The organism is Pseudomonas sp. GW821-FHT12A04 (genome assembly GCF_058807755.1).
In genome coordinates, this window is sequence record NZ_JBXAQZ010000002.1 from 433,921 (window position 1) to 458,779 (window position 24,859).

Consider the following 24,859-nt stretch of genomic DNA (forward strand, 5'->3'; position numbering starts at 1 on the left):
TTTATTGAGTTCCGGAGTTTGGCGGGCCATTTTTGTTTAATAAACTTTGTAGGTCCTCACACAATGTCTCTCCTTTGCTGTGTCCGGCACCTATAAAGAGAAATACTTGTTCTGATAGGTCATCCAATTTTATAAGTTTTTCTGTTTTTGATTCGGTCAGGGCTGCGGTTAGCCAGGTATTCAACCCAAGTGATGTCGCGCACAGTTGTATGGTTTGCGATATGTGGCCGATCTCAAGCAATGAAACCCGATAGGCTTGCGAGTGAGGGTATTTCCACCACATTTTATCGAGGCGCGAAGTAAGGAAAATTCCAAAAGGAATGTTGTTGGCAAAGTGTTGGCCTTGTAGAAGGGAGCCGAGAGGGCTGTTTAAGCGACTCAATAATTTTAAAGCGTGCAGGTTCGGGTGGTAGTAATAAATTCCAGGGTCGATCCCTTGCACGTTGTAAGCATATAAATACCCTTCGCTGGCGTTCAGTCCACCACCTGACGGGCTGCTGCGCCGTGCATTGAACATGCCCGGAGTCAGTTCGCAGGTATCGGACTCTCGCTCCTTCAGGTAACCGAGACAAAGGTAGAGAAGCGTGCTGACATCATTCAACGACACGCTTTTTTTCAGAAAGGAACGGCATGTTTTCCGCTGCAACAAGACTTGCTTGAATCCGATATGCCCCTCTAATGCCCTATTGTCAGTGGGGGCTGGCAGGCAGAGCAGGTTCTCACGCTGGAGGTTGGCAAATGGGTGAGGTGGTGGGGGCTCTCGACCCAGCGCCTCCTGACAATGAGCGAAGTAACGATCAGCCCATTCCTTTGTGTTCTTTGGGGTATCGCCAGCACCAAGGTCTTTGGTTCCGATGTGAAAAATCTTCGAAAGGTCATCCCATTGCCAGTCATCTGGTGGTAAGTCCTCATCGACAAATATACCGGCTTCAAAAAAATCAGTGTCGATTGGGTGGCATTTATCAAATAGTTCTGTTTGCTCGATAAGCTCAATTAATCGACCGGCGTGAGAGCTGTCGACTTCGAATTGCTCATGAGTTTTATAGTTCCAGATGAAAAGCCGAGGAGGCTTGGGCAGTAAAAAAATATAGGGGTTGAGTTGCATGCGGCATCCCTCTTTTTAAAAGCCGGACAGAAGGTTTTCTGTCCGGCTTTTCCTGAGTGATTACTTAGGCGTGCTAAGCATCGCGTGGTGGTGTACCGCTAGATTTTTCTCAAGTTGAACTTTTTTCATGATTCAATCTCCAGTAAAGGTTTTTACATCCACCACTCAAGTATTCAAGTGGTAAGCTGGATAATAGGCCTGGATGGATTGAGGTCAAACGAAATGGTGTAGGGCGTTTCTCGAAGTGATGTGGTCCTGTTCCGATAACTTTTTCAAGGTCGGTAAATTCTTAATAAGAATGAAGTTTTTGTATTGGTGTCGGATGGCTAGTTGATCGTTCGCGCTATTGAAGTGCGGACGATCAACCTCAGTGCTGTCAGCAATTAACTATTCGGCAGCAACCGGCAGGTAATGCTCTTGATGTAGCGGGTTTCCGGGATGGCCGGATGCACCGGATGATCCGGACCCTGACCGCCGCGTTCGAGCATCTGGATATTGCGATCCAGGTGACGGGCGCTGGTCAGCAGGATGTTCTGCAGGTCGTCTTCCGGCAGGTGCATCGAGCAGGATGCGCTGAACAGGATGCCGTCCTTGGTCAGCAGGCGCATGGCTTGTTCGTTCAGGCGGCGGTAGGCGCCTTCGCCGTTCTTCATGTCTTTCTTGCGTTTGATGAACGCCGGCGGGTCGGCCACGATCACGTCGAAGCGTTCTTCGCTGGCTTTCAGCTCTTTGAGGGCTTCGAACACGTCGCCTTCGATGCAGGTCATTTTTTCGGCGAAGCCGTTCAGCGCGGCGTTGCGCTCGACGCCGTCGAGGGCGAAGGCCGATGCGTCGACGCAGAACACTTCACTGGCGCCGAATGCAGCAGCCTGCACGCCCCAGCCACCGATGTAGCTGTAGAGGTCCAGTACGCGCTTGCCCTTGGCATAAGGCGCCAGGCGTGAGCGGTTCATGCGGTGGTCGTAGAACCAGCCGGTTTTCTGACCCTGGATGACTGGCGCTTCGAATTTCACGCCGTTCTCTTCGAGGGCAACCCACTCCGGCACCAGGCCGAACACGGTTTCGACGTAGCGGTTGAGGCCTTCGGCGTCACGGGCAGCGGAGTCGTTCTTGAACAGAATGCCGCTTGGCTTGAGCACTTGGGTCAGCGCCGCGATCACGTCGTCTTTATGGGCTTCCATGGTCGCTGAGGCGATCTGCACCACCAGGATGTCGCCGAAACGGTCGACCACCAGGCCTGGCAACAGGTCGGAGTCGCCGTAGACCAGGCGATAGAACGGCTTGTCGAACAGGCGCTCGCGCAGGGACAGGGCCACGTTCAGGCGGTGCACCAGCAGCGATTTGTCCAGCGGCAGCTTGATGTCGCGCGACAGCAGGCGGGCGCAGATCAGGTTGTTCGGGCTCATGGCGACGATGCCCAGCGGCTTGCCGCCGGCGGCTTCGAGGATCGCCTGGTCGCCGGCCTTGAAACCGTGCAAAGGCGTAGCGGCTACATCGATTTCGTTGCTGTAGACCCACAAGTGACCGTTGCGCAGACGACGGTCGGCGTTGGCTTTGAGGCGCAGGCTAGGCAGGGACATGTCGTCGCTCCGGAAAAAAGAGCGGGAGTATAGCGTGTTGAGGCCCCGGATTGGCCTGCAAGTGGACATGTGGCGAGGGTTGTCTTGCGATTTGGTATGTCGGATCCAACTTCATAAAGGTTAGAATCGCCGTCTGACCCAGAGTGTGCACACATGTCCCAAGAGCTGACTTCCGAACAGATCCAACAAGCCCTGCAGGGCATCAGCGTACCGGCCCAGCCGCAAATCATGGTGGATTTGCAGATGGAGCAGTACATGCCCGACCCGGATCTGGAAGTCATCGCCAAGCTGATCTCCCAGGATCCGGGCCTTTCCGGTTCCTTGCTGAAAATCGTCAATTCGCCGTATTACGGCCTGAGCAACAAGATTGCCTCGATCCAGCGTGCGGTGAATCTGCTGGGCAGCCGCTCGGTCATCAACCTGATCAATGCACAGTCGATCAAGGGCGAGATGAATGACGACACCATCGTCACCCTGAACCGTTTCTGGGACACCGCTCAGGACGTGGCCATGACCTGTCTGACCCTGGCCAAGCGCATCGGCGTTGAAAATGGCGACGAAGCGTACGCCCTGGGTTTGTTCCACGACTGCGGCGTGCCCTTGATGCTCCAGCGTTTCCCCGACTACATGGGCGTTCTGGAGCAGGCCTATGCCAACGCCAGCGCCGAATGCCGGGTGGTGGATACGGAGAATCAGGTGTTCAATACCAATCACTCGGTGGTCGGGTATTACACGGCCAAGTCCTGGCGTCTGCCGGAACATGTGAGTGCTGCGATCGCCAATCACCACAATGCCCTGGCGATATTCAGCGATGAATCTTCGCGCAACAGTTCGTTGAAGAACCTGCTGGCGATCCTGAAGATGGCCGAGCATATTTGCGCGTCGTACCGGGTGCTGGGCAATCAGGCCGAAGATCATGAGTGGAACAGCATCGCGCCGCTGGTGCTCGATTATGTCGGCCTCTCGGACTACGACTTCGAGACCCTCAAACAGACGATCCGCGACCTCGGCACTCATCGCTGAGTGTCGGAACCTTCCAGGCCATGCGCCTGATCCGAGAGCACCATGCCTGAATTGCCAGAAGTCGAAACCACCCGTCGCGGTATCGCGCCGTTCCTGGAAGGCCAGCGGGTCAGCCGGGTGATCGTGCGTGAACGCCGCTTGCGCTGGCCAATTCCCGAGGACCTTGATGTGCGGTTGTCCGGGCAGCGCATCGTACTGGTGGAGCGTCGCGCCAAGTACCTGCTGATCAATGCCGAAGTCGGCACCTTGATCAGCCATCTGGGCATGTCAGGCAATTTGCGTCTGGTGGAGGCCGGGCTGCCGGCGGCCAAGCATGAGCATGTGGACATCGAACTGGAGTCGGGTCTGGCCCTGCGTTACACCGACCCACGGCGTTTCGGCGCAATGCTCTGGAGCCTCGACCCGCTCAATCACGAATTGCTGATCCGCCTGGGGCCGGAACCACTGACCGACCTGTTCGACGGCGAGCGCCTGTTCCAGCTGTCCCGTGGGCGTTCGATGGCGGTCAAGCCGTTCATCATGGATAACGCGGTAGTGGTGGGCGTCGGCAATATCTACGCGACCGAAGCGTTGTTCGCTGCCGGGATCGACCCGCGCCGCGAAGCCAAGAGCATTTCCCGTGCGCGTTACTTGAAGCTGGCCATCGAGATCAAGCGCATCCTGGCGGCCGCTATCGAGCGCGGCGGTACCACGCTGCGGGACTTTATCGGTGGCGACGGTCAGCCTGGTTATTTCCAGCAGGAACTGTTCGTGTACGGCCGTGGTGGCGAGCACTGCAAGGTCTGTGGCACGGGCCTGCGGGAAGTGAAGCTCGGGCAGCGCGCCAGCGTTTTTTGCCCGCGTTGTCAGAGCTGACAGTCAGTCAGATTTTCAGTGAGGCTGATGACGTCATCGCGAGCAAGCTCGCTCCCACAGGGGTTTTGTGAACGATGCAATTCCAGTGTGGGAGCAAGCTTGCTCGCGATGAGGCCCGAAAGAGCACTGCATCATTCAAGCCTTGCCGGTAATTTTCCGGTACTTCTCCATCAACTGTTCTTCAGTCTCCGGATGAGCTTCGTCCAGTGGAATGCAATCCACCGGGCAGACTTGCTGGCACTGCGGTTCGTCGTAGTGGCCGACACACTGGGTGCACAGGTTCGGGTCGATCACGTAGATCTCTTCGCCTTGGGAAATGGCGGCGTTCGGGCACTCGGGTTCGCAGACGTCGCAGTTGATGCAATCGTCGGTGATGATCAGGGACATGCTAACTCCAGCCGGGGCGGCAGGCCCGGGCGCAATAAACCAATGCGTCTAATTGTGCCGCATTGGCGCTGTGGGAGCGAGCTTGCTCGCGAAAAACCTGAGAACGCCGCGGGGTGTCAGGTTTCCCGCGTTATCGTTGACGTCCATCGCGAGCAGGCTCGCTCCTACAGTTTACTTCTTGAAGCGTTCGGTCAGTGCGTCCGCCACCACAGGGTGCACGAACTTGGTGATATCGCCGCCCAGGGCTGCGATTTCACGGACCAGCGTCGAGGAAATGAACGAATAACGCTCGGACGGGGTCAGGAACAGGCTTTCCACGTCCGGCGCCAACTGGCGGTTCATGTTGGCCAGCTGGAATTCGTATTCGAAGTCCGACACCGCGCGCAAACCACGCAGGAACACGTTGGCATTCTTCTCTTTGGCAAAGTGCGCCAGCAGCGTCGAGAAGCCGACGACTTCAACGTTCGGCAGATGTTTAGTCACCTCGCGCGCCAGTTCTACCCGTTGTTCCAGAGGAAACAGCGGGTTTTTCTTCGGGCTCGCGGCGACGGCGATGATCACGTGATCGAACAGGCGCGAGGCGCGTTCGACCAGATCGCCATGGCCCTTGGTAATAGGGTCGAAGGTACCTGGGTACAACACTCGGTTCATCGCGTCGTCCTGGCGGGAATCCGTTGGGGAGTCGGATGGTATCGCAGCCTTCCCGGTCGGCCAAGTCGCCTGTTGGGTAAGAAAGCACTATAGACGATGGGAATTATCGTCATTTTCATGGGTTTTTTAAACGCATCGCCAGGGATGTCGCCAGTTGCGCCGTCAGTCCGTAGACCGACAGCTGCGGATTGGCGCCAATGCTGGTGGGGAACAGCGAGCCGTCGTGGATCGACAGATTGCCCAGTTGATGATGCCGGCCGAGGCTGTCGGTCACTGCGATTGTCGGGTCTTCACCCATGGCGCAACCGCCCATCACGTGGGCACTGCCCAGGCGTGTGCGATATAACTCCAGGCTCAGGCTGTCGATCAGCGTGCGCGCTTCGGCGAGGGTCTTCACGTAGCGGGCGTCGGCGTGCATCGGCATCACGGCCTTGGCGCCACCGGCAAACTGTATCTCGGCCATGGTATGGAACGCCCGGCGCAATCCATCCCAGGCGTAGGGTGATAGCTGATAGTCCAGCACCGGCGTGTCATCGCTGCGCAATTCGACGCTGCCACCGGGGCTGTCCGGGTGAAAACCGTCCCGCAGCAACGCCAGCATGGCGTGGGTATGGGCCAGATTGGCCATGTGTTGCGAGTTTTCCTGACCGAAACCACCGAGCAAAGTCGTGGCCAGCGCCGGGTGCAGAGGCGGGACTTCCAGTTTGTAGGACATTTTGCCCGTGGTGCCGTCCTGCCATTGGAAATGGTCGGAATAGATCGACTGCGGCGCGCCGTAGAAGGGGTTGACCACTTCGTCGAACAACGCGGCGGACATGTTTACCGGGTGCAGGAATGTGCGTTTGCCCAGGCGCTTGTGCGGGTCGGGTGCCCCGGAACGCATCAGCAAGGCCGGGCTGTTGATGCCGCCACCGGCCAGCACGAAATGCCGCGCCTTGACCGTGATGGTGCGTCCGGTCGGTGCGACGCAGCGTTCATCCATCGCCGAACATTGCAGGCCGGTGACCTTGTCGCCGCTGATCGTGAGTTTTTCGGCGCGGGCCAGGTAAAGCAGCTCACCGCCTTTTTCCAGTGTCGCCGGAATGGTGGTGACCATCATCGATTGCTTGGCGTTGGTCGGGCAGCCCATGCCGCAGTATCCGAGGTTCCAGCAGCCGCGAACGTTGCGCGGGATGACGTGCCATGAGTAATTCAGTGCTTCGCAGCCCTTGCGGATCACATCGTTGTTGGCGTTGGGCGGCACCATCCACGGCGCGACGCCCAGGCGTTGCTCCATTTTCTCGAACCACGGCGCCATTTCCGCCGGGCTGTGGCCCTTGACGTTGTGCTCTTTGGCCCAGTGTTCCAGGGTCGGCTCCGGGGTGCGGAAACTTGAGGTCCAGTTGATCAGCGTGGTGCCGCCCACCGCCCGGCCCTGGAGGATGGTGATCGCGCCGTCCTTGCTCATGCGGCCAATGCCTTCCTGATAAAGGTTGGCGTAGGCCTCGTCTTCGAGCAGCTTGAAGTCGCTGCTGGTCTTGAGGGGGCCTTCCTCGATCAGCAGTACCTTGTAGCCGGCTGCGCTGAGGATTTCGGCGGTGGTGCCGCCGCCGGCACCGCTGCCGATGATCGCCACGTCCGCTTCGAGTGTAAGGTCCTGGGTCAGTTGCGAGCCGTTGTAGGTTTTCCAGCCTCGGGCCATGCCTTCGCGGAACGGATCGGGTACGGGCATTTTCGGATTCTCTTTTTATTGTTGGAGTAGGCGGTGAAGCGGCTGACGCTATCGCGGGCAAGCCCGCTCCCACAGGATCGAGTCGTTCACAAAAGGTGCGGCCACCTCAAGCCTGTGGGAGCGAGCTTGCTCGCGATGGAGGCGACTCGGTATCAGACAGTTGGCGGCCCGGGATACCCGCAATGCGTCCACGATTCCTTGCGGCCGTACCAGGCCATCATCACCAGTTGCAGCAAGGAGCTGTGGCCCATGCGCAACAGGCTCAACGAGCTGTTTTCCCAGCGATCGAGAAAGGCTCGGATGTCGTTGGCACTGGCGTTTTCCCAGCTGCCCCAGATCCCGGTCAGCGGTCCGCGGGTCACGGCCATTCCCAGCACATCGAACAGTTGTTGAGTCAGCTTGAGCATTTCCGGCGACAGGTGGGCCAGGCTGTAATCCAGGCTTTTCAGCGTGCCATCGACAGCCTCGGGCATCCGTTCGGCGGTCACGGCACCCTCGAGCATGACCGGGATCAACGCCCGCAAAAACAGCAGGTCGCTGCTGCGTAACGTGACGAAGCCATTGGCCGGGACGCTCGACGAACAGCCGCTGAGGCTGGCTCCGAGTCCGGCGGTGGCGAGGAAAGCTGTGGCGCCGAGGCTGAATTTAAGCAACCCGCGCCGTGACAGCGCGGGTGTATCGGACAGGCTGGGGGTCATTATTGTTATTACCCGACGGTGATTATCGTTAGCGGATGAACAGCTTCTGGATCAGCTTCTGAATCGATTTGCCATACGGCGGATAGATCAACTTCGCGGCGTTGAACCGTTGTTTGATCAACACGCCCTTGGCTTTGCTGAAGGTCAGGAACCCTTCATGTCCGTGATAGTGGCCCATGCCCGAGGCACCAATGCCGCCAAACGGCATGTCGTCCTGGGCGACGTGCAGCAGGGTGTCGTTCAGGCACACGCCGCCGGAATGGGTTTCGTGCAGCACGCGCTGTTGTTCGCGCTTGTCGTAGCCGAAGTAATACAGCGCCAGTGGGCGAGGGCGCTGGTTGATGTAGGCAAATGCCTGGTCCAGATCCTTGTACGGCACGATCGGCAGCAGCGGCCCGAAGATTTCGTCCTGCATCACCGTCATCTCGTCCGTGACATTGAGCAGCAGGCTATGGCTCATGCGGCGGCCCTGGCCCTGGTCGAACAGCGGCATCAGCAGCGCACCCTTGCTGGTGGCGTCGCTGACGTAACCGTTGAGACGCGCCAGTTGTCGCTCATTGATGATCGCGGTGTAGTCCGGGTTGTCGGCCAGCGTCGGATAAAACCCACGGACGGCTGTGCGATAGGCTTCGACGAAACCTCCGACGCGATTCTCCGGCACCAGCACATAGTCCGGGGCCACGCAGGTCTGGCCGGCATTCAGGGTCTTGCCGAAGGCGATGCGTTCGGCGGCGTCCTTGAGCGGCACATCCCGGGAAACGATGGCCGGGGATTTGCCGCCCAGCTCCAGGGTCACCGGGGTCAGGTTTTCCGCGGCGGCGCGCATGACGTGTTTGCCGATGCTGGTGGCGCCAGTAAACAGCAGGTGATCGAACGGCAGGCGTGAAAACGCCACGCCCATATCAGCCTCGCCCAGGACCACGCAAACCAGGTCTTCGGGGAAGATTCGCGCCAGCAGTTGCTTCATCAGCAAGCCGGTCGCGGGGGTCGACTCACTGAGCTTGAGCATCACCCGATTGCCCGCCGACAGCGCGCCGACCAACGGACCGATGGCCAGATACAACGGGTAGTTCCACGGCACGATGACCCCGACCACGCCCAGCGGTTGGTAAACCACTTTGGCCGAAGCCGGCTGGAAAGCGGCGCCCACCTTGCGTCGCGAGGCTCGCATCCAGCCCTTGAGGTGTTTGCTGGCGTAATGGATGCCGTGCAGGCTGGGCATCAGTTCCGCGAGCAGGGTTTCATCGGCGCTGCGATGGCTGAAGTCCTGGCTGATCGCATCGATCAGGGCCTGGCGTTCATTGTTCAACAAATCCTTTAGCGCCTTGAGCCATTGCTGGCGCTGCGCGGCCGGTGGCATCGGGTTGGCGGCGTACGCGGCACGCTGGGCGTCGAACAGGGCCTGAAGCTCTTCCAGCGGCTGCTGTAGGTTCTGCAGGTAGGAAATTTCAGCAGTCATGGTCGGCTCCGGATTTATTGTAATGAAGCACTTTTTAGAGTCTATGCTCTAAAAAGTCAAATGACATCCTGGAACAGCTTTGTTTTATCCGCTCGCGGATAGATCTAAGATGCCCGTCAACGCACTCTGAATTAAAGCTCAAGCCATGGCCCCACGGATCAAAACCAGCGAGCGCATCGTGCAGAACAGCCTGGAGCTGTTCAACCAGCAGGGCGAGCGCAGCATCAGCACCAACCACATCGCTGCCCATATGGAAATTTCCCCGGGCAACCTGTACTACCACTTCCCGAACAAGCAGGCGATCATCGCCGTGCTGTTCAGCGAGTACGAAAGCCTGGTGGACAGCTTCCTGCGTCCGCCCCAGGGCCGTGCCGCCACGGTGGAAGATAAACGCTTCTACCTCAAGGAGCTGCTGTCGGCGATGTGGCGCTACCGGTTTCTGCATCGCGATCTCGAACATTTGCTCGACAGCGATCCGGACCTGGCCGACCGCTATCGACGTTTCTCCCAGCGCTGCCTGATACAGGGGGGGGCGATCTACGAAGGTTTCGTCGCCGCCGGCATCCTGAAGATGGACAAGGTGCAGATCGAATCCTTGACGCTCAATGCCTGGATCATCCTCACGTCCTGGGTGCGCTTCCTGTGCACCACGCGGGAGAACTCCAGCCACTTGAGCGAGCAGGCCATTAAACGCGGGGTGTATCAGGTGCTGGTGCTGGAGGCCGGGTTCGTTACGGACCAGGCCCGCGATGCGGTCAGCGCCTTGTTCGAAGAGTTTTACGTGCCCCTGGCCCAGGCACTGGAAGAAGTACAGTAGGATCAAAGCCGAGTTAATCACAGGAGCCCGCTATGCCCATTGCGCAACTGATCAGCCCGCAAGCACTGGACCTGAAAAAGGACCAGCCGGGGCTGGTGATTCTGGATTGTCGTTTTGCCCTCGAAGACCCGGATTACGGTCAGCGCAGCTATGCCGAAGGGCACATCGCCGGTTCGAGCTATGCCGACCTCGAGCGTGACCTGAGTGGCGCCGTGGTCAAGGGCGTGACCGGGCGTCATCCGTTACCCGAGCCGGCGCAACTGATCGAACGCCTGCAAGCCTGGGGCATCAATGCCGATAGCGAAGTGGTTCTGTATGACGACGGTCCGGGGGCCTATGCGGCGCGGGCCTGGTGGTTGCTGGCATGGTTGGGCAAGCGCGACGGTGTGTTCATCCTTGATGGCGGTCTGAAGGCCTGGCACGCGGCCGGTTTGCCGCTGAGCCTGGATGCGCCGGCGATGCCCTGTGGCTCCTTCACCGGCAGTCCTGATACGGCGTTACTGATCAGTGCCGAGCAGCTGCAAAAGCGCCTTGCACGGCCGGAACTGACCCTGCTCGATGCCCGCGCACTGCCGCGGTTCAAGGGTGAGGTGGAGCCGATCGATCCGATAGCCGGGCACATCCCCGGCGCCCAGTGTGCTGCGTTTACCGAGAACCTGGGCAGCGACGGGCGCTTCCTGCCGGCCGATCAGCTCAAGCAGCGTTTTGCCGCGAAACTGGGCGATCGTTCGCCAAATGATCTGGTGGCGTACTGCGGTTCCGGCGTGACGGCGTGCCACAACCTGTTTGCGTTGTGTCTGGCCGGTTATCCGTTGGGTTCGTTGTATGCCGGGTCGTGGAGCGAGTGGATCAACGAGCCTGCGCGGGGCATTGCCACCGGCGAATGAACGCCACGAAACCTTGTGGGAGCGAGCTTGCTCGCGATGGGGCCATAACATTCAATATTGATGCTGATTGTTAAGCCGCCATCGCGAGCAAGCTCGCTCCCACGGGGATGGATGGGGTTTGTGAGACCCCATCAAACCTCAAGTCCCCGCTTTGCACTGCGATACGCCCCCGGTCCAACCCCATACACCTGCTTGAACTGCCGGCTCAGATGGCTCTGGTCGGCAAACCCCAGTTGCATCGCGACTTCCAGCGGCAGACAACCACTTTGCAGCAACGCCCGCGCCCGGGCGATGCGCTGTTGCATCAGCCAGGTGTGCGGCGGCATACCGGTGGCCCGGCGGAACACCCGGGCGAAATGGAATGGCGAGAGATTGACCGCCGTCGCCAGCGCTTCCAGTGAGGGCGGTGCTGCCAATTGCGAGTGCAGCAATTCCTTGGCCAGGCTCACGGCACGGTGTTCCTTGCCGGGTTTGCCGGCATCAGGCACCGCCGCATGACGCTGCAACAGCGACAGCACCAGTTCACGCCAGACCGTTTGTTGCTGCAATGCGCTGGCGGGGCTTTCCAGCAAGCGGTGAAGTTGGCAGAAGCCGTTCACCAGATCCTGGTCGCGATACAGCGTGGCACCGAAGGCCGGCAAGTGGTGGGTTGGCAGTTCGAGTTCGGCCAGCAGCGAGGTCATCTGCCCGCTGTCCGGATAGAACGCCCGGTAAAGCCAGCCATCCTCGGTGCCTTTGTGACCGGTGTGCAGTTCATCAGGGTTGATCAGCACCAGCGTGCCGCTGCCCGCCAGGTGTTCAGCGCCGCGATAGCGATAACGCTGGGCGCCGGCCATGATCATGCCGATCACATAGCCGTCATGCACATGTGGGGCGAAACGATGGTCGATGTAGCGGGCGGACAATAACTCGACCCCGGCCAGTGGCGGGGTTTGCCAGAAGTGGATTGATTCGCCTTGGTCAGCGTCCATGATTCAAGAGCGCCCTATGGCGGCCAGCCACTCGGGGATACGTCGCTCCAGGTAGTAACCCGGTTGCCTGAGCGTACCGTCGACGAAGCCGACATGCCCGCCATTGGCTTGCAGTTCGAATTGCGTGCAAGCGGACAACTCATCGACCTGCGGCAGGCTGTGGGGAAACACGAAGGGGTCGTCGGCGGCCTGAATCATCAAGGTCGGCGTACGAATTTCGCCAAGGAAATAGCGGCTGGAGGCACGGCGATAGTAATCCTCGGCATCGGCGAAACCGTGCAGTGGTGCAGTGACGCGTCCGTCGAAATCCCAGAACGTGCGCATGTTTTCCAGGGATCCGAGGGCCGCCAGGGCTGCCAGGCCCTCCTCGCGTCCGTCATGCTGGAATTGTCGCTGCTTGTTCTTGATGTAGGCGACCATCTCGCGCATGAAATGCGCCTGGTAAACCTTGGAGAAGCCTTGCCCGATACGGTCGGCGCACTGGTCCAGGCGGAACGGCACCGACACCGCCACGGCGCCCGTCACGCCGCTGTCGCTGCCGGTTTCGCCCAAATGCTTGAGCAGGACATTACCGCCCAGGGAGTAACCCACCGCATACAGTGGCGCGAGAGGCCGTTTGGCCCGCAAGTGCCTGATGGTTTCGGCCAGGTCTTCGCTGGCGCCGGAATGGTAGCTGCGCGGCAACAGGTTGGGTTCGCCCGAACAGCCGCGCCAGTTCAGTGCGACGCTCGCCCAGCCTCGGTCGCCCAGGGCTTTTTGCATGCCGGCGACATAAGGCGAATTCGAGGACCCGGTGAGCCCGTGCAATACCAGCACCAACGGTGCGTCGGCGCTGTGCGGGCCGTGCCAGTCGAGATCGAGAAAATCGCCGTCTTCAAGCCAAAGACGCTCGCGTTCGCGACCGATGTGCACGGTTTTACGCCACAGCGGCCCCCACAAGGTTTGCAAGTGCGGATTGCCGAGGCCGAAGGCGGGGGTGAAGCGTTCTGGCGGATGAGACACGATCATTCTCGATGCAGCGGTGCGTAGCGGGTACGCACCTTTTTCAGGTCGGTCGGTTAACCGACGATCTCTGCCATACGTTGCCACAACGAGTAGTAGACGCGCCCGGATTTCTGCTCCCGGTGCAGGCGCCAGTTCTGCGGCAGGCCCAGGGTCGACGGCGCCGACTCGCTTTCGGTGTACACCCAGGCGTCTTCGGCCAGCCATTGGCGCTCTTCGAGCAACTTGCAAACGGCGGGCAGCAGGTTCTGGTTGAACGGTGGATCGAGGAACACCAGGTCGTAGGCCGTTGCGGTCTGGGTTTCCAGGTAGCGCAGGGCGTCGGCGGTCTGGACCTGGCCGTTGGTGCAGCGCAATGTGCCCAGGTGTTCCTTCAGGCTGGACACCGCGATGCTGCTGGCGTCCAGCGCCTGGCCCATGGCCGCGCCACGGGACAGGGCTTCGAGGAACAGCGCGCCGCTGCCGGTGAACGGGTCGAGCACCTTGGCGCCCGGCACGTAAGGCGCGAGCCAGTTGAACAGGGTTTCACGCACGCGGTCCGGTGTCGGACGCAGGCCCGGGGCGTCGGGGAAGCTCAGCTTCCGGCTGCGCCATTCGCCGCCGATGATGCGCAGCTGGTTCACGCCGTTGTGGACGTTGCGGGCAGGTTTTTTCGAATGAGTAGCCATTAATGCTCCGGAACCCCGAGCGGCTGCTCGGAAGGTTTATCAGTAGGGGCCGGTAACGGCTTTTGCGGCACGGTCGGGCCAGCGCTGACGATGACCATCTTGTTCGTGCTCAGGTGTTTGTTCATGGCGGCTTTGACCTGCTCGACGGTCAGAGACTGGGACTGTTGCATGAAGTCCTCCAGGTGACTCAACGGCAAGTTGTAAAAGCCGATGGCGCCCAGTTGGCCGACGATATCGGCGTTGCTGGCGGTGGACAGCGGGAAGCTGCCGGCCAGTTCGCGCTTGGCGTCGTCGAGCTCTTTTTCGGTCGGACCGGTTTTAAGGTAGTCGGCCAGCACATCCTGCACCAGTTTCAGGGTGCCCTCGCTCATCTCGGCGCGGGTTTGCAGGTTGATCATGAACGGGCCACGCGCCTGCATCGGCGTAAAGCCCGAATACACGCCGTAAGTCAGGCCACGCTTCTCGCGCACTTCGCTCATCAAGCGGGTGCCGAAGCCGCCGCCACCGAGAATCTGGTTACCCATGGACAATGCCGCATAGTCCGGGTCATCGCGATCGATGCCCAATTGCGCGAGCATCAGGTTGGTCTGCTTGGACGGGAACTCGATATGGCCGACGCTGGCCTTGGGCTCAGCGGGTTGCGCAATTTTCGGCAAGGCCGGGCCTTTGGGCAGGGCGCCGGAAACCTGGGCGGCAATCGCTTCGGCTTCCGTGCGGGACAGGTCGCCGACCAGTGCGATCACCACGTTACCGGCTGCGTAGGCTTTCTCGTGGAAAGCACGCAGCTGGGCCTGGGTAATCTCCGGTACGGTTTTCGCCGTGCCGTCGCTGGCGTGTGCATACGGGTGATCACCGTACAAGCGGTTCATCAGCTCCAGGCTCGCCAGTTTGCCGGGGTTCTGTTTCTGGTATTCGAAACCGGCAAGCATCTGGTTCTTGATGCGGGCCAGCGAATCGGCAGGGAAAGTCGGCTTGCCGATGACTTCGGCGAACAGCTTCAGGGCCGGCTCGCGCTTGTCCTTGGCACTCAGGCTACGCAGCGAAGCGATTGCCATGTCCTTGAACGCGCCGTTGCCGAAATCGGCGCCCAGGCCTTCGAAGCCCTGGGCTATGGCACCGACGTCTTTGCCGGCCACGCCTTCATTGAGCATGGCGTTTGTCAACACCGCCACGCCCGGTGCATCGCCGTCCTGGCTGCTACCGGCAGCGAAGATCAGGCGCATGTCGAACATCGGCAGCTCATGGGCTTCGACAAACAGCACCTTGGTGCCTTCGGCGGTGTTCCAGGTCTGCACGTCCAGCTTGCGGTGGTTCGGTGCCTTGCCGTTGAGTTCGGTCAGCGACTGCAGTTTCTGACTGGCCTTGGCCTTGTCGAGGGCTTCGCTGGCATTGGTTTCGACAGAGCGCGACAAATAGAACGCTGCAGAACCGATAACGGTGACGGCGATCAGGCCGATCAGGGCCAGGCGGGAGGGTTTACGCTCACTCATGAGTCGTCTCCAGAGGCAGTACATGGGCGACGCTGAGACGTTCGCGAGTGAAATACAGCTTGGCGGCTTTCTGGATATCTTCCGGCGTAACGCTTTCCAGATCGGCCAGTTCGGTGTCCATCAGTTTCCATGACAGGCCGACTGTTTCCAGTTGGCCGATGGCGGTGGCCTGACTGGTGATCGAGTCGCGCTCGAAGACCAGGCCGGCGATGACTTGTGCGCGTACGCGCTCCAGCTCTTCAGCGGTTGGCGCCGTGGTTTTCAGCTGGTCGAGCAGCTTCCACAAACCGGCTTGCGCCTGGGCGATGGTCTTGTGTTTCTGCGAGTTTGGCGATGCCGACAGGGTGAAGAGACTGTCACCACGGGTATAGGCGTCGTAACTCGACGAGCCGCCGGACACCAGTTCTTCTCCGCGCTCCAGTTGCGTCGGGATACGTCCGCTGTAGCCGCCGTCGAGCAGTGCGGAGATCAGGCGCAGGGCATTGACCAGGCGCTTGTCTTCGGCTGTGGCGATGCTCGGCACGTTGAAGGCCAGCATCAGGCTAGGCAGTTGGGTCTGCACGTGCAGGGTGATCTGGCGCTCGCCCGGTTCGGCCAGTTCCAGCGGTTTTTTCGCGGCGGGCACTTCACGCTTGGCGATCGGGCCGAAATAGCGTTGGGCCAGGGTTTTGACTTCGTCCGGGGTGACATCGCCAACCACCACCAGCGTGGCGTTGTTGGGCACGTACCAGGTTTCGTACCAGTGGCGCAGCTCTTCGACTTTCATTCGCTCAAGGTCGGCCATCCAGCCGATGGTCGGCGTGTGATAGCCGCTTGCCGGGTAAGCCATGGCCTTGAAACGCTCGTAGGCCTTGGCCATCGGCTTGTCGTCGGTACGCAGGCGACGCTCTTCCTTGATGACCTCGATTTCCTTGGCGAACTCGTCGGGCGGCAGGCGCAGGCTGGCCATGCGGTCGGCTTCCAGTTCGAAGGCCACGCCCAAGCGATCCCGGGCCAGCACCTGGTAATAGGCGGTGAAATCATCGCTGGTGAATGCGTTCTCTTCGGCGCCGAGGTCGCGCAGGATCAGCGAGGCTTCGCCGGGGCCGACTTTCTCGCTGCCCTTGAACATCATGTGTTCCAGGGCGTGGGACAGGCCAGTATTACCCGGTGTCTCGTAGCTGGAGCCGACCTTGTACCAGACCTGGGAAACTACCACGGGCGCACGGTGGTCTTCGCGCACGACCACCTTCAAGCCATTGTCGAGAGTGAATTCGTGGGTGGGTTGCGGGTCGGCAGCCAGGGCCGAAAGGGGCAGGCAAACTGTGCTGAGCAGCAGGCCTGCGGCGCGGCGGGCAAGAGCATTCATTCGTTTTCAAACCTTTGGGGCTGCCCGCTTGTTCTTAGCGTCAGCGGGCGAGAGGGTGCTAGGATACTGATCCGTTTTACTGGCGGCCACGCCTATCAGGCCTTTGCGTTTGATCAGGTTGTATGGGTTTGCAGCAGAAGGTTGGAATTTATCAACTAAACTCTGCTTTTTCGCCGATTTTGCTGCTTTAGTCCTTCGTAAAAACGTTTCCGTGAGGTGCCGTTCGCACCTCGACAAAATGTTGCGCGTGAACAAGCTGGGTGAAACACAGTCTGTTCTGCATCGAATATTTATTTGCCGGGGCGCCATTGGCGCGTCGCTACCGTGAGATAGCCGTCCTCCATGTTTGGTTCCAACGACGACAAGAAGACCCCAGCTGCGGCTGGCGAGAAGAAAAGCCTGTTCGGATGGCTGCGCAAAAAGCCGCAGGAACCCGTCGTCGAACAGCCACAAGCCATTCCTGAACCTGCGCCGACGCCGGTCCCGGTAATAGAAGAAACGCCCGCGCCGGTTGTTCTGCCGATTGCCGAGCCGTCGCTGCAACCCAAGGTTGAAGCCGTTCCCGAACCAGTCAGCGAAATCGTCACCGAACAGCCTCCGGCCCCGACGGCCGAACCGTGGTTGACCCTGCCAGTGGCCGAAGAACCCGTAGCATTGGTCGAAAATGACCTGGCTCCTCACGTGACACCACCGATTCCGGCTCCGGCAGCGTTTACGCCTGCCCCGGTTCACGCGCCTGTGGTCGAACCGATTGTTGAGCCAGTCGTCGTGGCCGAGCCTGTGCCCGTTGTCAGTCAGCCAGAGGTTCCGGTATTCGTTGCTCCGGTTGCTCCGGTTGCTCCGGTTGCTCCGGTTGCTCCGGTTGCTCCGGTTGCTCAAGCACCGGCACCCGCTCCGATTCCTGAGCCGATCGCGGCGCCCGTCGAAGCCCCGGTCGAGCCGGTACGCACGGAAGAAACCAAAGCCGGTTTCTTCGCCCGCCTCAAGCAGGGCCTGTCCAAGACCAGCGCCAGTATCGGCGAAGGCATGGCCAGCCTGTTCCTGGGCAAAAAGGTCATCGATGACGAGTTGCTCGAAGACCTCGAAACCCGTTTGCTGACCGCCGACGTGGGTGTCGAAGCCACCTCGGTGATCATTCAGCGCCTGACGCAGAAGGTTGCGCGCAAGGAGCTGGCCGATGCCGATGCCCTGTACAAATCCCTGCAAGCCGAGCTGGCAGCGATGCTCAAGCCTGTCGAGCAGCCGCTGAAAATCGCCTCGCAAAACAAGCCGTTCGTGATTCTGGTCGTCGGCGTCAACGGTGCCGGCAAGACCACCACCATCGGCAAGCTGGCGAAGAAACTGCAGCTGGAAGGCAAGAAAGTCATGCTCGCCGCCGGCGACACCTTCCGTGCCGCAGCAGTGGAGCAATTGCAGGTATGGGGTGAGCGCAACAAGATCCCGGTGATCGCGCAGCACACTGGCGCCGACTCGGCCTCGGTGATCTTCGACGCCGTGCAGGCCGCCAAGGCCCGTGGCATCGATGTGCTGATCGCCGACACCGCCGGCCGCCTGCACACCAAAGACAACCTGATGGAAGAACTGAAAAAGGTTCGCCGGGTGATCGGCAAGCTCGACGCCGACGCACCTCACGAAGTGCTGTTGGTGCTTGACGCCGGTACCGGCCAGAACGCCATCAACCAGGCCAAGCAATTCAACCAGACCGTCGAACTGACTGGCCTGGCGCTGACCAAGCTCGACGGCACCGCCAAAGGCGGGGTGATTTTCGCCCTGGCCAAGCAATTCGGCCTGCCGATCCGCTACATTGGCGTCGGCGAAGGCATCGACGATTTGCGTACCTTTGAAGCAGAACCCTTTGTCCAGGCATTGTTTGCCGAGCGGGAGCGTTCATGATTCGTTTCGAACAGGTCGGTAAGCGCTACCCGAACGGTCACGTCGGCTTGCATGAGCTGAGCTTTCGAGTCCGTCGTGGCGAGTTCTTGTTTGTCACCGGCCATTCCGGCGCCGGTAAATCCACGCTGTTGCGCCTGTTGCTGGCGATGGAGCGCCCGACCAGCGGCAAGTTGCTGCTCGCCGGGCAAGACCTGAGCACCATCAGCAACGCGCAGATTCCTTTCTTGCGTCGGCAGATCGGCGTGGTGTTCCAGAATCACCAGTTGCTGTTCGATCGCACGGTGTTCAATAACGTCGCGTTGCCTTTGCAGATCCTGGGGCTGTCCAAGGCCGAGATCGCCAAGCGCGTGGACTCGGCACTGGAGCGCGTGGCGCTGTCGGATAAAACCGATCTGTACCCGGGTGACCTGTCCACCGGTCAGCAGCAGCGCGTCGGCATCGCCCGCGCCATCGTTCACCGTCCGGCCTTGCTGCTGGCGGATGAGCCGACCGGTAACCTCGACCCGCGCCTGGCCGCTGAGATCATGGGTGTGTTCGAAGACATCAATCGCCTGGGTACCAGCGTGCTGATCGCCAGTCACGACCTGGCCCTGATCGCCCGCATGCGCCATCGCATGCTGACCTTGCAACGCGGTCGATTGATCGGTGACGGGGAGGCCGCGGTATGAGTGCAACACGTAGCCCCAAGGTTTCCGAGCGTGTGGCCCCGAAGGCCGCCGATCCGCAGCCGCAAAAGAAAAAACACGACGATGACGACGGGCCGGACTTTGCCACGTTGTTCCGCGCCTGGATCGAAAGTCATCGCGCCAGTCTGGTGGACAGCCTGCGCCGCCTGGGCAAGCAGCCTATCGGCAGTTTCTTCACCTGCATGGTGATGGCGGTGGCCCTGAGTTTGCCCATGGGGCTGTCACTTTTGCTAAGTAACGTCGAGCGTCTGGGCGGTTCCTGGCAGCGTGCGGCGCAGATTTCCCTGTATCTGGACCTTGAGGCCAAGCCGGCCGAAGGCGAAGCGCTGCGCGATCAGATCAAGGGCATGCCTGGCGTCGCCGAGGCCGAATACGTTGGCCGGGATCAGGCGCTGGAAGAGTTCCAGCAACAGTCCGGGCTGGGCGAGGCGCTCAAGGAGTTGCCGGAGAACCCGCTGCCGGGCGTGGTCCTGGTGACGCCGACTGAAGTCGACAAGCCGGCTCTTGAAGCATTAAGACAAAAACTATCCGAGCTGCCGAAGGTACAACAGGCGCAACTTGATTTAGTCTGGGTCGAGCGTCTGGCAGCCATCCTCAAGCTGGGTGACCGTTTTGTCTTCGGTCTGACCGTGCTTCTGGTTTCTGCATTACTTTTGGTGATAGGCAATACCATTCGTCTTCATATTGAAAACCGCCGCACAGAGATAGAAGTGATTAAACTGGTCGGCGGCACTGACAGCTATGTGCGCAGGCCCTTTCTGTATATGGGCGCGCTGTATGGCTTCGGTGCGGGGATTCTGTCCTGGGGCGTTCTGGCGTTCGGCCTTGATTGGCTGAACGACGCGGTGGTGGGGCTGGCCGGTTTGTACGGCAGTGATTTTGCGCTGGCTGGAGTGCCAGTTGCCGACGGTCTGTCTCTCTTGCTTGGCGCGGTGCTGTTGGGGTATATCGGTGCATGGATTGCAGTCGCACGCCACCTGAGGGAGCTTGCGCCTAAGTAGTATCATTTTGCTCGTATTGACCTTTCAGCGTTTTTGGGTTTTAGGGAACTTGTCTTTCGGTTTCCGGTCAATTTTCGCAGTGCTGAACTGCACGAGTTTGTAAGTCGGAGGTTTTTTCGTATGACCAATTCTTTGCAACCTGCATATGCTCTGGTCCCGGGTGCGAACCTGGAGGCCTATGTGCACACCGTCAACAGCATTCCATTGCTGTCGCCGGAGCAGGAGCGTGAACTGGCCGAGAGTCTCTATTATGAGCAGGATTTGGGGGCGGCTCGGCAGATGGTGCTCGCCCACCTGCGTTTTGTCGTACATATCGCCCGTAGCTATTCCGGCTACGGTCTGGCTCAGGCTGACCTGATCCAGGAAGGCAACGTCGGCCTGATGAAGGCCGTGAAGCGCTTCAACCCGGAAATGGGCGTGCGCCTGGTGTCCTTTGCCGTGCACTGGATCAAGGCGGAAATCCACGAGTTCATCCTGCGCAACTGGCGCATCGTGAAAGTCGCGACCACCAAGGCCCAGCGCAAGTTGTTCTTCAACCTGCGCAGCCAGAAGAAGCGTCTGGCCTGGCTGAACAACGAAGAAGTCCATCGCGTAGCGGAAAGCCTGGGTGTAGAGCCTCGGGAAGTACGCGAGATGGAAAGCCGCCTGACCGGCCATGACATGGCCTTCGACCCGGCTGCCGAAGCGGACGACGACAGTGCATTCCAGTCGCCGGCCAACTATCTGGAAGACCACCGGTACGATCCGGCCCGTCAACTGGAAGATGCCGACTGGAGCGACAACTCCAACCACAACCTGCACGAAGCGCTGGAAGTGCTGGACGACCGCAGCCGTGACATCCTCTACCAGCGCTGGCTGGCGGAAGAAAAAGCCACGCTGCACGACCTGGCGCAGAAGTACAACGTGTCGGCCGAGCGTATTCGTCAGCTTGAGAAAAGCGCGATGAACAAGCTCAAGTTGTCGATCGCTGCGTAACTGGCGAGCAGGCAATAAAAAACGCCCCGATCATTGATCCTGTGGGAGCGAGCTTGCTCGCGATGAGGCCCGAACATTCAATATAAAAGTTGAATGTCAGGCCGTCATCGCGGGCAAGCCCGCTCCCACAGTGGTTTTCAGGGTCTGAAAAATTGGGATCAGTTATTGGGCCCAAGGCGCCCGGCGCGAATCGTTCAGCCCGACCAGATAGCTGTCGCCACCTAACTGGCTCATCTGTCTCCGAATCCAGCCTGCACGTCGCGCCACGTAAGCGGTCGGATGGCTCGCACTCCACACGCGAGGGTTGGGCAGTACGGCGGCCAACAAGCTCGATTGCTGACGGCTGAGGTTCCTGGCGCTCACGCCAAAGTGATGCCGGGCCGCCGCTTCGGCGCCAAACACGCCGTCATCCCACTCGACACTGTTGAGGTACACCTCAAGAATTCGTTGCTTGGGCCAGAACACTTCGATCAGTCCGGTGAACCAGGCCTCCAGGCCTTTACGCAGCCAGCTGCGGCCAGACCACAGGAACAGGTTTTTCGAGACTTGCTGGCTGAGGGTACTGGCGCCACGGATCGAACCGCCGCGCTCGTTATGGGCAAACGCCGCCTGAATCGCGCCGATATCGAAGCCCCAGTGCTCCGGGAATTTCTGGTCTTCGCCGGCAATCACCGCGACTTTCAGGTCATCGGAGATTTCGTCCCAGGGTTTCCAGGTCCGTTGCAGGTCGATGGGTTCGCCGTCAAACCAGGATTCGATCTTGCGCTCGACCATCAGCGTCGTCCCCGGTGGCGGCACCACGCGAAAGATCAGCACCAGCAATACGCTGCCACCCATGAACCAGAGCACGGCCTTGGAGAAATGACGGAAATAGATACGCAGCATAGAGATGGCTTGGCCGAACCCGTTGAGCGGGCCATTATACAGACCCTTTGGATCGAAACTGACTGGAGTTCTGCATGCTGCGTGGCTTTCTGATGCTGGCCGCTTTTTTCGGCTTCACCGGTGTCGGCCTCGGGGCCTTTGCCGCCCATGGCCTGAAAAACCGTCTGACACCTGAATATCTGACGATTTTTCATACCGGCGTCACTTACCAGCTGGTGCACACCCTGGCGCTGCTGGGCGTGGCGCTGCTGGCCACGCAGATTCCCGGCCGTTTGCTCACATGGGCCGGCGCATCGTTTGCCGTCGGGATCCTGCTGTTCTCCGGCAGCCTTTACGTGCTGACGCTGACGGGTATCAGCAAGCTTGGCATTGTCACCCCGTTCGGTGGCCTGGCCTTCCTCGCGGGCTGGCTCTGCCTGGGCCTCGCCGCCTGGCGCTTGCCGCTGACCACTTGACGCTTATTGCTGACCTTTAGGTCACGATCGGGCTAGAATGCCAGCCCCTAAAAATGATGGCGGCATCCGGCATGCGCATTCAGTTGAACGGCGAATCCTTTGAACTGCCCGACGGTGAAACCGTTGCGGCCCTGCTGACCCGTCTGGACCTGACCGGACGCCGGGTGGCGGTCGAACTCAATCTGGATATCGTCCCGCGCAGTCAGCACGCAGACACCACGTTGAACGACGGCGACAACGTCGAAGTGGTGCACGCCATCGGCGGCGGCTAGCAGCCTCGCCCCAGTGGCCACAGAATTCTGCAAGTACCTCACCCCTACAGAGGATTTCCCATGAGCATCGTTCGCAGCGACAAGCCTTTCGTCCTGGCCGGTCGTACTTACCAGTCGCGTTTGCTGGTCGGTACCGGCAAGTACCGTGACATGGAAGAAACCCGCCTGGCCATCGAAGCCTCGGGTGCCGAGATCGTCACTTTCGCCGTGCGCCGCACCAACCTTGGCCAGATCGAGGGCGAGCCGAACCTGCTCGAAGTGCTGTCGCCGGACCGCTACACCTTCCTGCCGAACACCGCCGGTTGCTATGACGCTATCGAGGCTGTGCGCACCTGCCGCCTGGCCCGTGAGCTGCTCGATGGCCACAACCTGGTCAAGCTGGAAGTGCTGGCGGATCAGAAAACCCTGTTCCCCAACGTGATCGAAACCCTCAAGGCTGCCGAAACGCTGGTCAAGGAAGGCTTCGACGTGATGGTCTACACCAGTGATGATCCGATCATCGCCCGTCAATTGGCGGAAATCGGCTGCATCGCGGTGATGCCGCTGGCCGGTCTGATCGGTTCGGGCCTGGGGATCTGCAATCCATATAACCTGCAGATCATCCTCGAAGAAGCCAAGATCCCGGTGCTGGTGGATGCCGGTGTCGGTACCGCTTCCGACGCCACTATCGCCATGGAACTGGGTTGTGATGCGGTGCTGATGAACTCGGCCATCGCCCACGCCCAGCAGCCGGTCATGATGGCTGAAGCCATGAAACATGCGATCGTCGCAGGCCGCTTGGCCTACCTCGCCGGCCGCATGCCGAAAAAACTCTATGCCAGCGCCTCTTCGCCGCTGGATGGTCTGATCAAGTAAGAGCCATTGATGACTGAATCGAACGACACGCCTATCCAGACGGAAGAAGGCGACGAGCGCCAACACCGCCGCATCAAGAGTTTCGTGATGCGCGCCGGGCGCATGACCGAAGGCCAGCAAAAGGGCCTGGAGCAGGGCACTCCGCTGTTCGTGCTGCCGCTGGCCGACGCGCCGGTGGATTTCGACCAGGTGTTCGGTCGCTCGGCACCGCGCTCGCTGGAAATCGGTTTCGGCATGGGCCATTCGCTGCTGGAAATGGCAGCGGCTGCGCCGGATCAGGATTTCATTGGCGTTGAGGTTCACCGTCCGGGTGTCGGTGCGCTGCTCAATGGCGTGCTGACACAAGGCCTGACCAACCTGCGGGTCTACGATTGCGATGCTATCGAAGTGCTCAACCGCTGCGTGGCCGATAACAGCCTCGATCGCCTGATGCTGTTTTTCCCGGATCCGTGGCACAAGAGCCGTCACCACAAGCGTCGTATCGTTCAGGCGTCCTTCGCTGAGTTGGTGCGCAGCAAATTGAAAGTCGGCGGCATTCTGCACATGGCCACTGACTGGGAACCGTACGCCGAATACATGCTGGAAGTGATGAACGTCGCGCCGGGTTACCGCAACCTCGCCGAAGACGGCAAGTGCGTACCACGCCCGGCCGAGCGCCCGATCACCAAGTTCGAACGCCGTGGCGAACGTCTTGGGCATGGGGTGTGGGATTTGAAGTTCGAAAAACTGGCGTAAAACCTGTGGGAGCGAGCTTGCTCGTGATGGCGGCCTGGCAGTCAACAGAGATGTTGGATGTTATGGCCTCATCGCGAGCAAGCTCGCTCCCACAGTTGTTTTAGGGTGTGGCTGAGATCAGCGGCGGTCAGCGACCACGCCAATCAACACCAGCACCACCAGCAACACCGGCGCCAGGCTGTAGTTGTTGAACTGGCTCAAGCCGCGCACGACCCACGGCGTGGCGTAGATCAGCGCCGCGCCGCTGCCGATCATGCACAGCAGAGACATCAGCGGCACGCGCAAGGCGCCGGCGATGCTGCCCAGGCGTTGCTCGACCCAGCCTTTGAAATCCGCACCAAACAGCACCAACAGGCAGCCCACCAGGGCCAGGGCGATTTCCGAGAGGTTGCTGCGGCTCCAGCGAGACACAGTGGCAAGCAGGTCGAGTACCAAATCCATTCGATTTCC

General features: G+C 60.1%; 26 protein-coding genes. 12 read left to right on the forward strand and 14 right to left on the reverse strand.

The window, feature by feature from the left end; translation table 11 throughout:
• Position 1: 1 nt before the first annotated feature.
• Both AC1RS8_RS04790 and AC1RS8_RS04795 read right to left on the reverse strand, forming a co-directional pair.
• A complete protein-coding gene (locus tag AC1RS8_RS04790; protein ID WP_489339402.1) occupies positions 2-1,105 on the reverse strand; it encodes a SagB family peptide dehydrogenase in 1,104 nt (367 codons plus the stop codon).
• Between the two features lie 383 nt (positions 1,106-1,488).
• Positions 1,489-2,685 (reverse strand): class I SAM-dependent rRNA methyltransferase, encoded by a 1,197-nt coding sequence (locus AC1RS8_RS04795; RefSeq protein WP_489339401.1) that lies wholly within the window; start codon positions 2,683-2,685, stop codon positions 1,489-1,491.
• 153 nt (positions 2,686-2,838) lie between these two features.
• Here AC1RS8_RS04795 and AC1RS8_RS04800 point away from each other — a divergent pair, with 153 nt between their 5' ends.
• The gene (locus AC1RS8_RS04800) at positions 2,839-3,708 is read left to right on the forward strand and encodes an HDOD domain-containing protein (RefSeq protein ID WP_090451968.1); all 870 of its coding nucleotides are present in this window, start codon (positions 2,839-2,841) and stop codon (positions 3,706-3,708) included.
• 42 nt (positions 3,709-3,750) lie between these two features.
• Complete coding sequence (gene mutM, locus AC1RS8_RS04805) at positions 3,751-4,563, forward strand: bifunctional DNA-formamidopyrimidine glycosylase/DNA-(apurinic or apyrimidinic site) lyase (protein ID WP_057712896.1); 813 nt, start codon at positions 3,751-3,753, stop codon at positions 4,561-4,563.
• A gap of 135 nt (positions 4,564-4,698) precedes the next feature.
• Here mutM and AC1RS8_RS04810 read toward each other — a convergent pair whose 3' ends face one another.
• From AC1RS8_RS04810 to AC1RS8_RS04830, 5 genes are all read right to left on the reverse strand, one after another.
• The gene (locus tag AC1RS8_RS04810; RefSeq protein WP_003195146.1) at positions 4,699-4,950 is read right to left on the reverse strand and encodes a YfhL family 4Fe-4S dicluster ferredoxin; all 252 of its coding nucleotides are present in this window, start codon (positions 4,948-4,950) and stop codon (positions 4,699-4,701) included.
• 171 nt (positions 4,951-5,121) lie between these two features.
• Positions 5,122-5,601: a pantetheine-phosphate adenylyltransferase gene (coaD, locus tag AC1RS8_RS04815; protein ID WP_046039203.1), complete on the reverse strand. Its 480-nt coding sequence runs from the start codon at positions 5,599-5,601 to the stop codon at positions 5,122-5,124.
• A 115-nt stretch (positions 5,602-5,716) separates the two neighbouring features.
• Positions 5,717-7,312 carry a GMC family oxidoreductase gene (locus AC1RS8_RS04820; protein WP_489339400.1) on the reverse strand — a complete coding sequence of 532 codons (1,596 nt, stop codon included), beginning with the start codon at positions 7,310-7,312 and terminating at the stop codon, positions 5,717-5,719.
• A gap of 152 nt (positions 7,313-7,464) precedes the next feature.
• Positions 7,465-8,010: a twin-arginine translocation pathway signal protein gene (locus AC1RS8_RS04825; RefSeq protein ID WP_489339399.1), complete on the reverse strand. Its 546-nt coding sequence runs from the start codon at positions 8,008-8,010 to the stop codon at positions 7,465-7,467.
• A 28-nt stretch (positions 8,011-8,038) separates the two neighbouring features.
• On the reverse strand, positions 8,039-9,469 hold the full coding sequence (locus tag AC1RS8_RS04830) for a coniferyl aldehyde dehydrogenase (RefSeq protein WP_489339398.1): 1,431 nt from the start codon (positions 9,467-9,469) through the stop codon (positions 8,039-8,041).
• Positions 9,470-9,614: 145 nt separating this feature from the next.
• Between AC1RS8_RS04830 and AC1RS8_RS04835 the strand changes: the two genes are divergently transcribed.
• Entirely contained in the window at positions 9,615-10,286 is a 672-nt protein-coding gene (locus tag AC1RS8_RS04835) for a TetR/AcrR family transcriptional regulator (protein ID WP_057712900.1), read from the forward strand.
• A 32-nt stretch (positions 10,287-10,318) separates the two neighbouring features.
• Positions 10,319-11,173 carry a sulfurtransferase gene (locus AC1RS8_RS04840; protein WP_489339397.1) on the forward strand — a complete coding sequence of 285 codons (855 nt, stop codon included), beginning with the start codon at positions 10,319-10,321 and terminating at the stop codon, positions 11,171-11,173.
• A 131-nt stretch (positions 11,174-11,304) separates the two neighbouring features.
• Here AC1RS8_RS04840 and AC1RS8_RS04845 read toward each other — a convergent pair whose 3' ends face one another.
• From AC1RS8_RS04845 to AC1RS8_RS04865, 5 genes are read right to left on the reverse strand one after another with little or no spacing between them, the layout of a single operon-like run.
• Positions 11,305-12,144, reverse strand: coding sequence for an AraC family ligand binding domain-containing protein (locus AC1RS8_RS04845; protein WP_489339396.1), 840 nt, complete (start codon positions 12,142-12,144; stop codon positions 11,305-11,307).
• 3 nt (positions 12,145-12,147) lie between these two features.
• Complete coding sequence (locus AC1RS8_RS04850) at positions 12,148-13,146, reverse strand: hydrolase (RefSeq protein ID WP_057716541.1); 999 nt, start codon at positions 13,144-13,146, stop codon at positions 12,148-12,150.
• Positions 13,147-13,202: 56 nt separating this feature from the next.
• On the reverse strand, positions 13,203-13,814 hold the full coding sequence (gene rsmD / locus AC1RS8_RS04855) for a 16S rRNA (guanine(966)-N(2))-methyltransferase RsmD (RefSeq protein ID WP_057712903.1): 612 nt from the start codon (positions 13,812-13,814) through the stop codon (positions 13,203-13,205).
• Positions 13,814-15,304 carry a M16 family metallopeptidase gene (locus AC1RS8_RS04860; RefSeq protein WP_489339395.1) on the reverse strand — a complete coding sequence of 497 codons (1,491 nt, stop codon included), beginning with the start codon at positions 15,302-15,304 and terminating at the stop codon, positions 13,814-13,816. Before AC1RS8_RS04860 ends, rsmD begins: the two co-directional genes overlap by 1 nt.
• Positions 15,297-16,652 (reverse strand): M16 family metallopeptidase, encoded by a 1,356-nt coding sequence (locus AC1RS8_RS04865; RefSeq protein ID WP_057712905.1) that lies wholly within the window; start codon positions 16,650-16,652, stop codon positions 15,297-15,299. The genes AC1RS8_RS04860 and AC1RS8_RS04865 overlap by 8 nt, the downstream gene beginning before the upstream one ends.
• Before the next feature lie 342 nt (positions 16,653-16,994).
• On the opposite strand from AC1RS8_RS04865, the gene ftsY reads away from it, so the two are divergent.
• The 4 genes from ftsY (at position 16,995) to rpoH (ending at position 21,207) form a co-directional block, all read left to right on the forward strand.
• A complete protein-coding gene (gene ftsY / locus AC1RS8_RS04870) occupies positions 16,995-18,545 on the forward strand; it encodes a signal recognition particle-docking protein FtsY (protein WP_493162461.1) in 1,551 nt (516 codons plus the stop codon).
• Entirely contained in the window at positions 18,542-19,213 is a 672-nt protein-coding gene (ftsE, locus tag AC1RS8_RS04875) for a cell division ATP-binding protein FtsE (protein WP_007975383.1), read from the forward strand. The genes ftsY and ftsE overlap by 4 nt, the downstream gene beginning before the upstream one ends.
• Positions 19,210-20,232 (forward strand): permease-like cell division protein FtsX, encoded by a 1,023-nt coding sequence (ftsX, locus tag AC1RS8_RS04880; protein ID WP_057712907.1) that lies wholly within the window; start codon positions 19,210-19,212, stop codon positions 20,230-20,232. The genes ftsE and ftsX overlap by 4 nt, the downstream gene beginning before the upstream one ends.
• A 120-nt stretch (positions 20,233-20,352) precedes the next feature.
• The gene (gene rpoH / locus AC1RS8_RS04885) at positions 20,353-21,207 is read left to right on the forward strand and encodes an RNA polymerase sigma factor RpoH (protein WP_007975386.1); all 855 of its coding nucleotides are present in this window, start codon (positions 20,353-20,355) and stop codon (positions 21,205-21,207) included.
• Between the two features lie 162 nt (positions 21,208-21,369).
• Here the strand turns inward: rpoH and mtgA are convergent, their stop codons facing one another.
• Complete coding sequence (gene mtgA, locus AC1RS8_RS04890) at positions 21,370-22,092, reverse strand: monofunctional biosynthetic peptidoglycan transglycosylase (protein ID WP_057712908.1); 723 nt, start codon at positions 22,090-22,092, stop codon at positions 21,370-21,372.
• Between the two features lie 74 nt (positions 22,093-22,166).
• Here mtgA and AC1RS8_RS04895 point away from each other — a divergent pair, with 74 nt between their 5' ends.
• The 4 genes from AC1RS8_RS04895 (at position 22,167) to trmB (ending at position 24,409) form a co-directional block, all read left to right on the forward strand.
• Positions 22,167-22,547, forward strand: a complete 381-nt coding sequence (locus tag AC1RS8_RS04895; RefSeq protein ID WP_489339393.1) for a DUF423 domain-containing protein — start codon at positions 22,167-22,169, stop codon at positions 22,545-22,547.
• A 71-nt stretch (positions 22,548-22,618) separates the two neighbouring features.
• Positions 22,619-22,819 (forward strand): sulfur carrier protein ThiS, encoded by a 201-nt coding sequence (gene thiS, locus AC1RS8_RS04900; protein WP_007953386.1) that lies wholly within the window; start codon positions 22,619-22,621, stop codon positions 22,817-22,819.
• Positions 22,820-22,879: 60 nt separating this feature from the next.
• Complete coding sequence (locus AC1RS8_RS04905; protein ID WP_007975390.1) at positions 22,880-23,674, forward strand: thiazole synthase; 795 nt, start codon at positions 22,880-22,882, stop codon at positions 23,672-23,674.
• Positions 23,675-23,683: 9 nt separating this feature from the next.
• Positions 23,684-24,409, forward strand: a complete 726-nt coding sequence (gene trmB, locus AC1RS8_RS04910; protein ID WP_057712910.1) for a tRNA (guanosine(46)-N7)-methyltransferase TrmB — start codon at positions 23,684-23,686, stop codon at positions 24,407-24,409.
• A gap of 117 nt (positions 24,410-24,526) precedes the next feature.
• On the opposite strand, the gene AC1RS8_RS04915 is transcribed toward trmB, so the two are convergent.
• A complete protein-coding gene (locus tag AC1RS8_RS04915; RefSeq protein WP_007987827.1) occupies positions 24,527-24,850 on the reverse strand; it encodes a DUF3392 domain-containing protein in 324 nt (107 codons plus the stop codon).
• Positions 24,851-24,859: the final 9 nt, after the last annotated feature.

Bases quoted from the DNA above. Each gene is read 5' to 3' on its own strand.
- trmB (WP_057712910.1), top strand. From the start codon at position 23,684: ATGACTGAATCGAACGACACGCCTATCCAGACGGAAGAAGGCGACGAG.
- mtgA (WP_057712908.1), bottom strand. From the start codon at position 22,092: ATGCTGCGTATCTATTTCCGTCATTTCTCCAAGGCCGTGCTCTGGTTC.
- AC1RS8_RS04830 (WP_489339398.1), bottom strand. From the start codon at position 9,469: ATGACTGCTGAAATTTCCTACCTGCAGAACCTACAGCAGCCGCTGGAA.
- AC1RS8_RS04895 (WP_489339393.1), top strand. From the start codon at position 22,167: ATGCTGCGTGGCTTTCTGATGCTGGCCGCTTTTTTCGGCTTCACCGGT.
- AC1RS8_RS04860 (WP_489339395.1), bottom strand. From the start codon at position 15,304: ATGAGTGAGCGTAAACCCTCCCGCCTGGCCCTGATCGGCCTGATCGCC.
- AC1RS8_RS04845 (WP_489339396.1), bottom strand. From the start codon at position 12,144: ATGGACGCTGACCAAGGCGAATCAATCCACTTCTGGCAAACCCCGCCA.
- thiS (WP_007953386.1), top strand. From the start codon at position 22,619: ATGCGCATTCAGTTGAACGGCGAATCCTTTGAACTGCCCGACGGTGAA.
- mutM (WP_057712896.1), top strand. From the start codon at position 3,751: ATGCCTGAATTGCCAGAAGTCGAAACCACCCGTCGCGGTATCGCGCCG.
- AC1RS8_RS04865 (WP_057712905.1), bottom strand. From the start codon at position 16,652: ATGAATGCTCTTGCCCGCCGCGCCGCAGGCCTGCTGCTCAGCACAGTT.
- AC1RS8_RS04795 (WP_489339401.1), bottom strand. From the start codon at position 2,685: ATGTCCCTGCCTAGCCTGCGCCTCAAAGCCAACGCCGACCGTCGTCTG.
- AC1RS8_RS04810 (WP_003195146.1), bottom strand. From the start codon at position 4,950: ATGTCCCTGATCATCACCGACGATTGCATCAACTGCGACGTCTGCGAA.
- AC1RS8_RS04915 (WP_007987827.1), bottom strand. From the start codon at position 24,850: ATGGATTTGGTACTCGACCTGCTTGCCACTGTGTCTCGCTGGAGCCGC.
- ftsE (WP_007975383.1), top strand. From the start codon at position 18,542: ATGATTCGTTTCGAACAGGTCGGTAAGCGCTACCCGAACGGTCACGTC.
- AC1RS8_RS04820 (WP_489339400.1), bottom strand. From the start codon at position 7,312: ATGCCCGTACCCGATCCGTTCCGCGAAGGCATGGCCCGAGGCTGGAAA.
- AC1RS8_RS04840 (WP_489339397.1), top strand. From the start codon at position 10,319: ATGCCCATTGCGCAACTGATCAGCCCGCAAGCACTGGACCTGAAAAAG.
- AC1RS8_RS04905 (WP_007975390.1), top strand. From the start codon at position 22,880: ATGAGCATCGTTCGCAGCGACAAGCCTTTCGTCCTGGCCGGTCGTACT.
- AC1RS8_RS04800 (WP_090451968.1), top strand. From the start codon at position 2,839: ATGTCCCAAGAGCTGACTTCCGAACAGATCCAACAAGCCCTGCAGGGC.
- AC1RS8_RS04790 (WP_489339402.1), bottom strand. From the start codon at position 1,105: ATGCAACTCAACCCCTATATTTTTTTACTGCCCAAGCCTCCTCGGCTT.
- rpoH (WP_007975386.1), top strand. From the start codon at position 20,353: ATGACCAATTCTTTGCAACCTGCATATGCTCTGGTCCCGGGTGCGAAC.
- coaD (WP_046039203.1), bottom strand. From the start codon at position 5,601: ATGAACCGAGTGTTGTACCCAGGTACCTTCGACCCTATTACCAAGGGC.
- ftsY (WP_493162461.1), top strand. From the start codon at position 16,995: ATGTTTGGTTCCAACGACGACAAGAAGACCCCAGCTGCGGCTGGCGAG.
- rsmD (WP_057712903.1), bottom strand. From the start codon at position 13,814: ATGGCTACTCATTCGAAAAAACCTGCCCGCAACGTCCACAACGGCGTG.
- AC1RS8_RS04835 (WP_057712900.1), top strand. From the start codon at position 9,615: ATGGCCCCACGGATCAAAACCAGCGAGCGCATCGTGCAGAACAGCCTG.
- AC1RS8_RS04825 (WP_489339399.1), bottom strand. From the start codon at position 8,010: ATGACCCCCAGCCTGTCCGATACACCCGCGCTGTCACGGCGCGGGTTG.
- ftsX (WP_057712907.1), top strand. From the start codon at position 19,210: ATGAGTGCAACACGTAGCCCCAAGGTTTCCGAGCGTGTGGCCCCGAAG.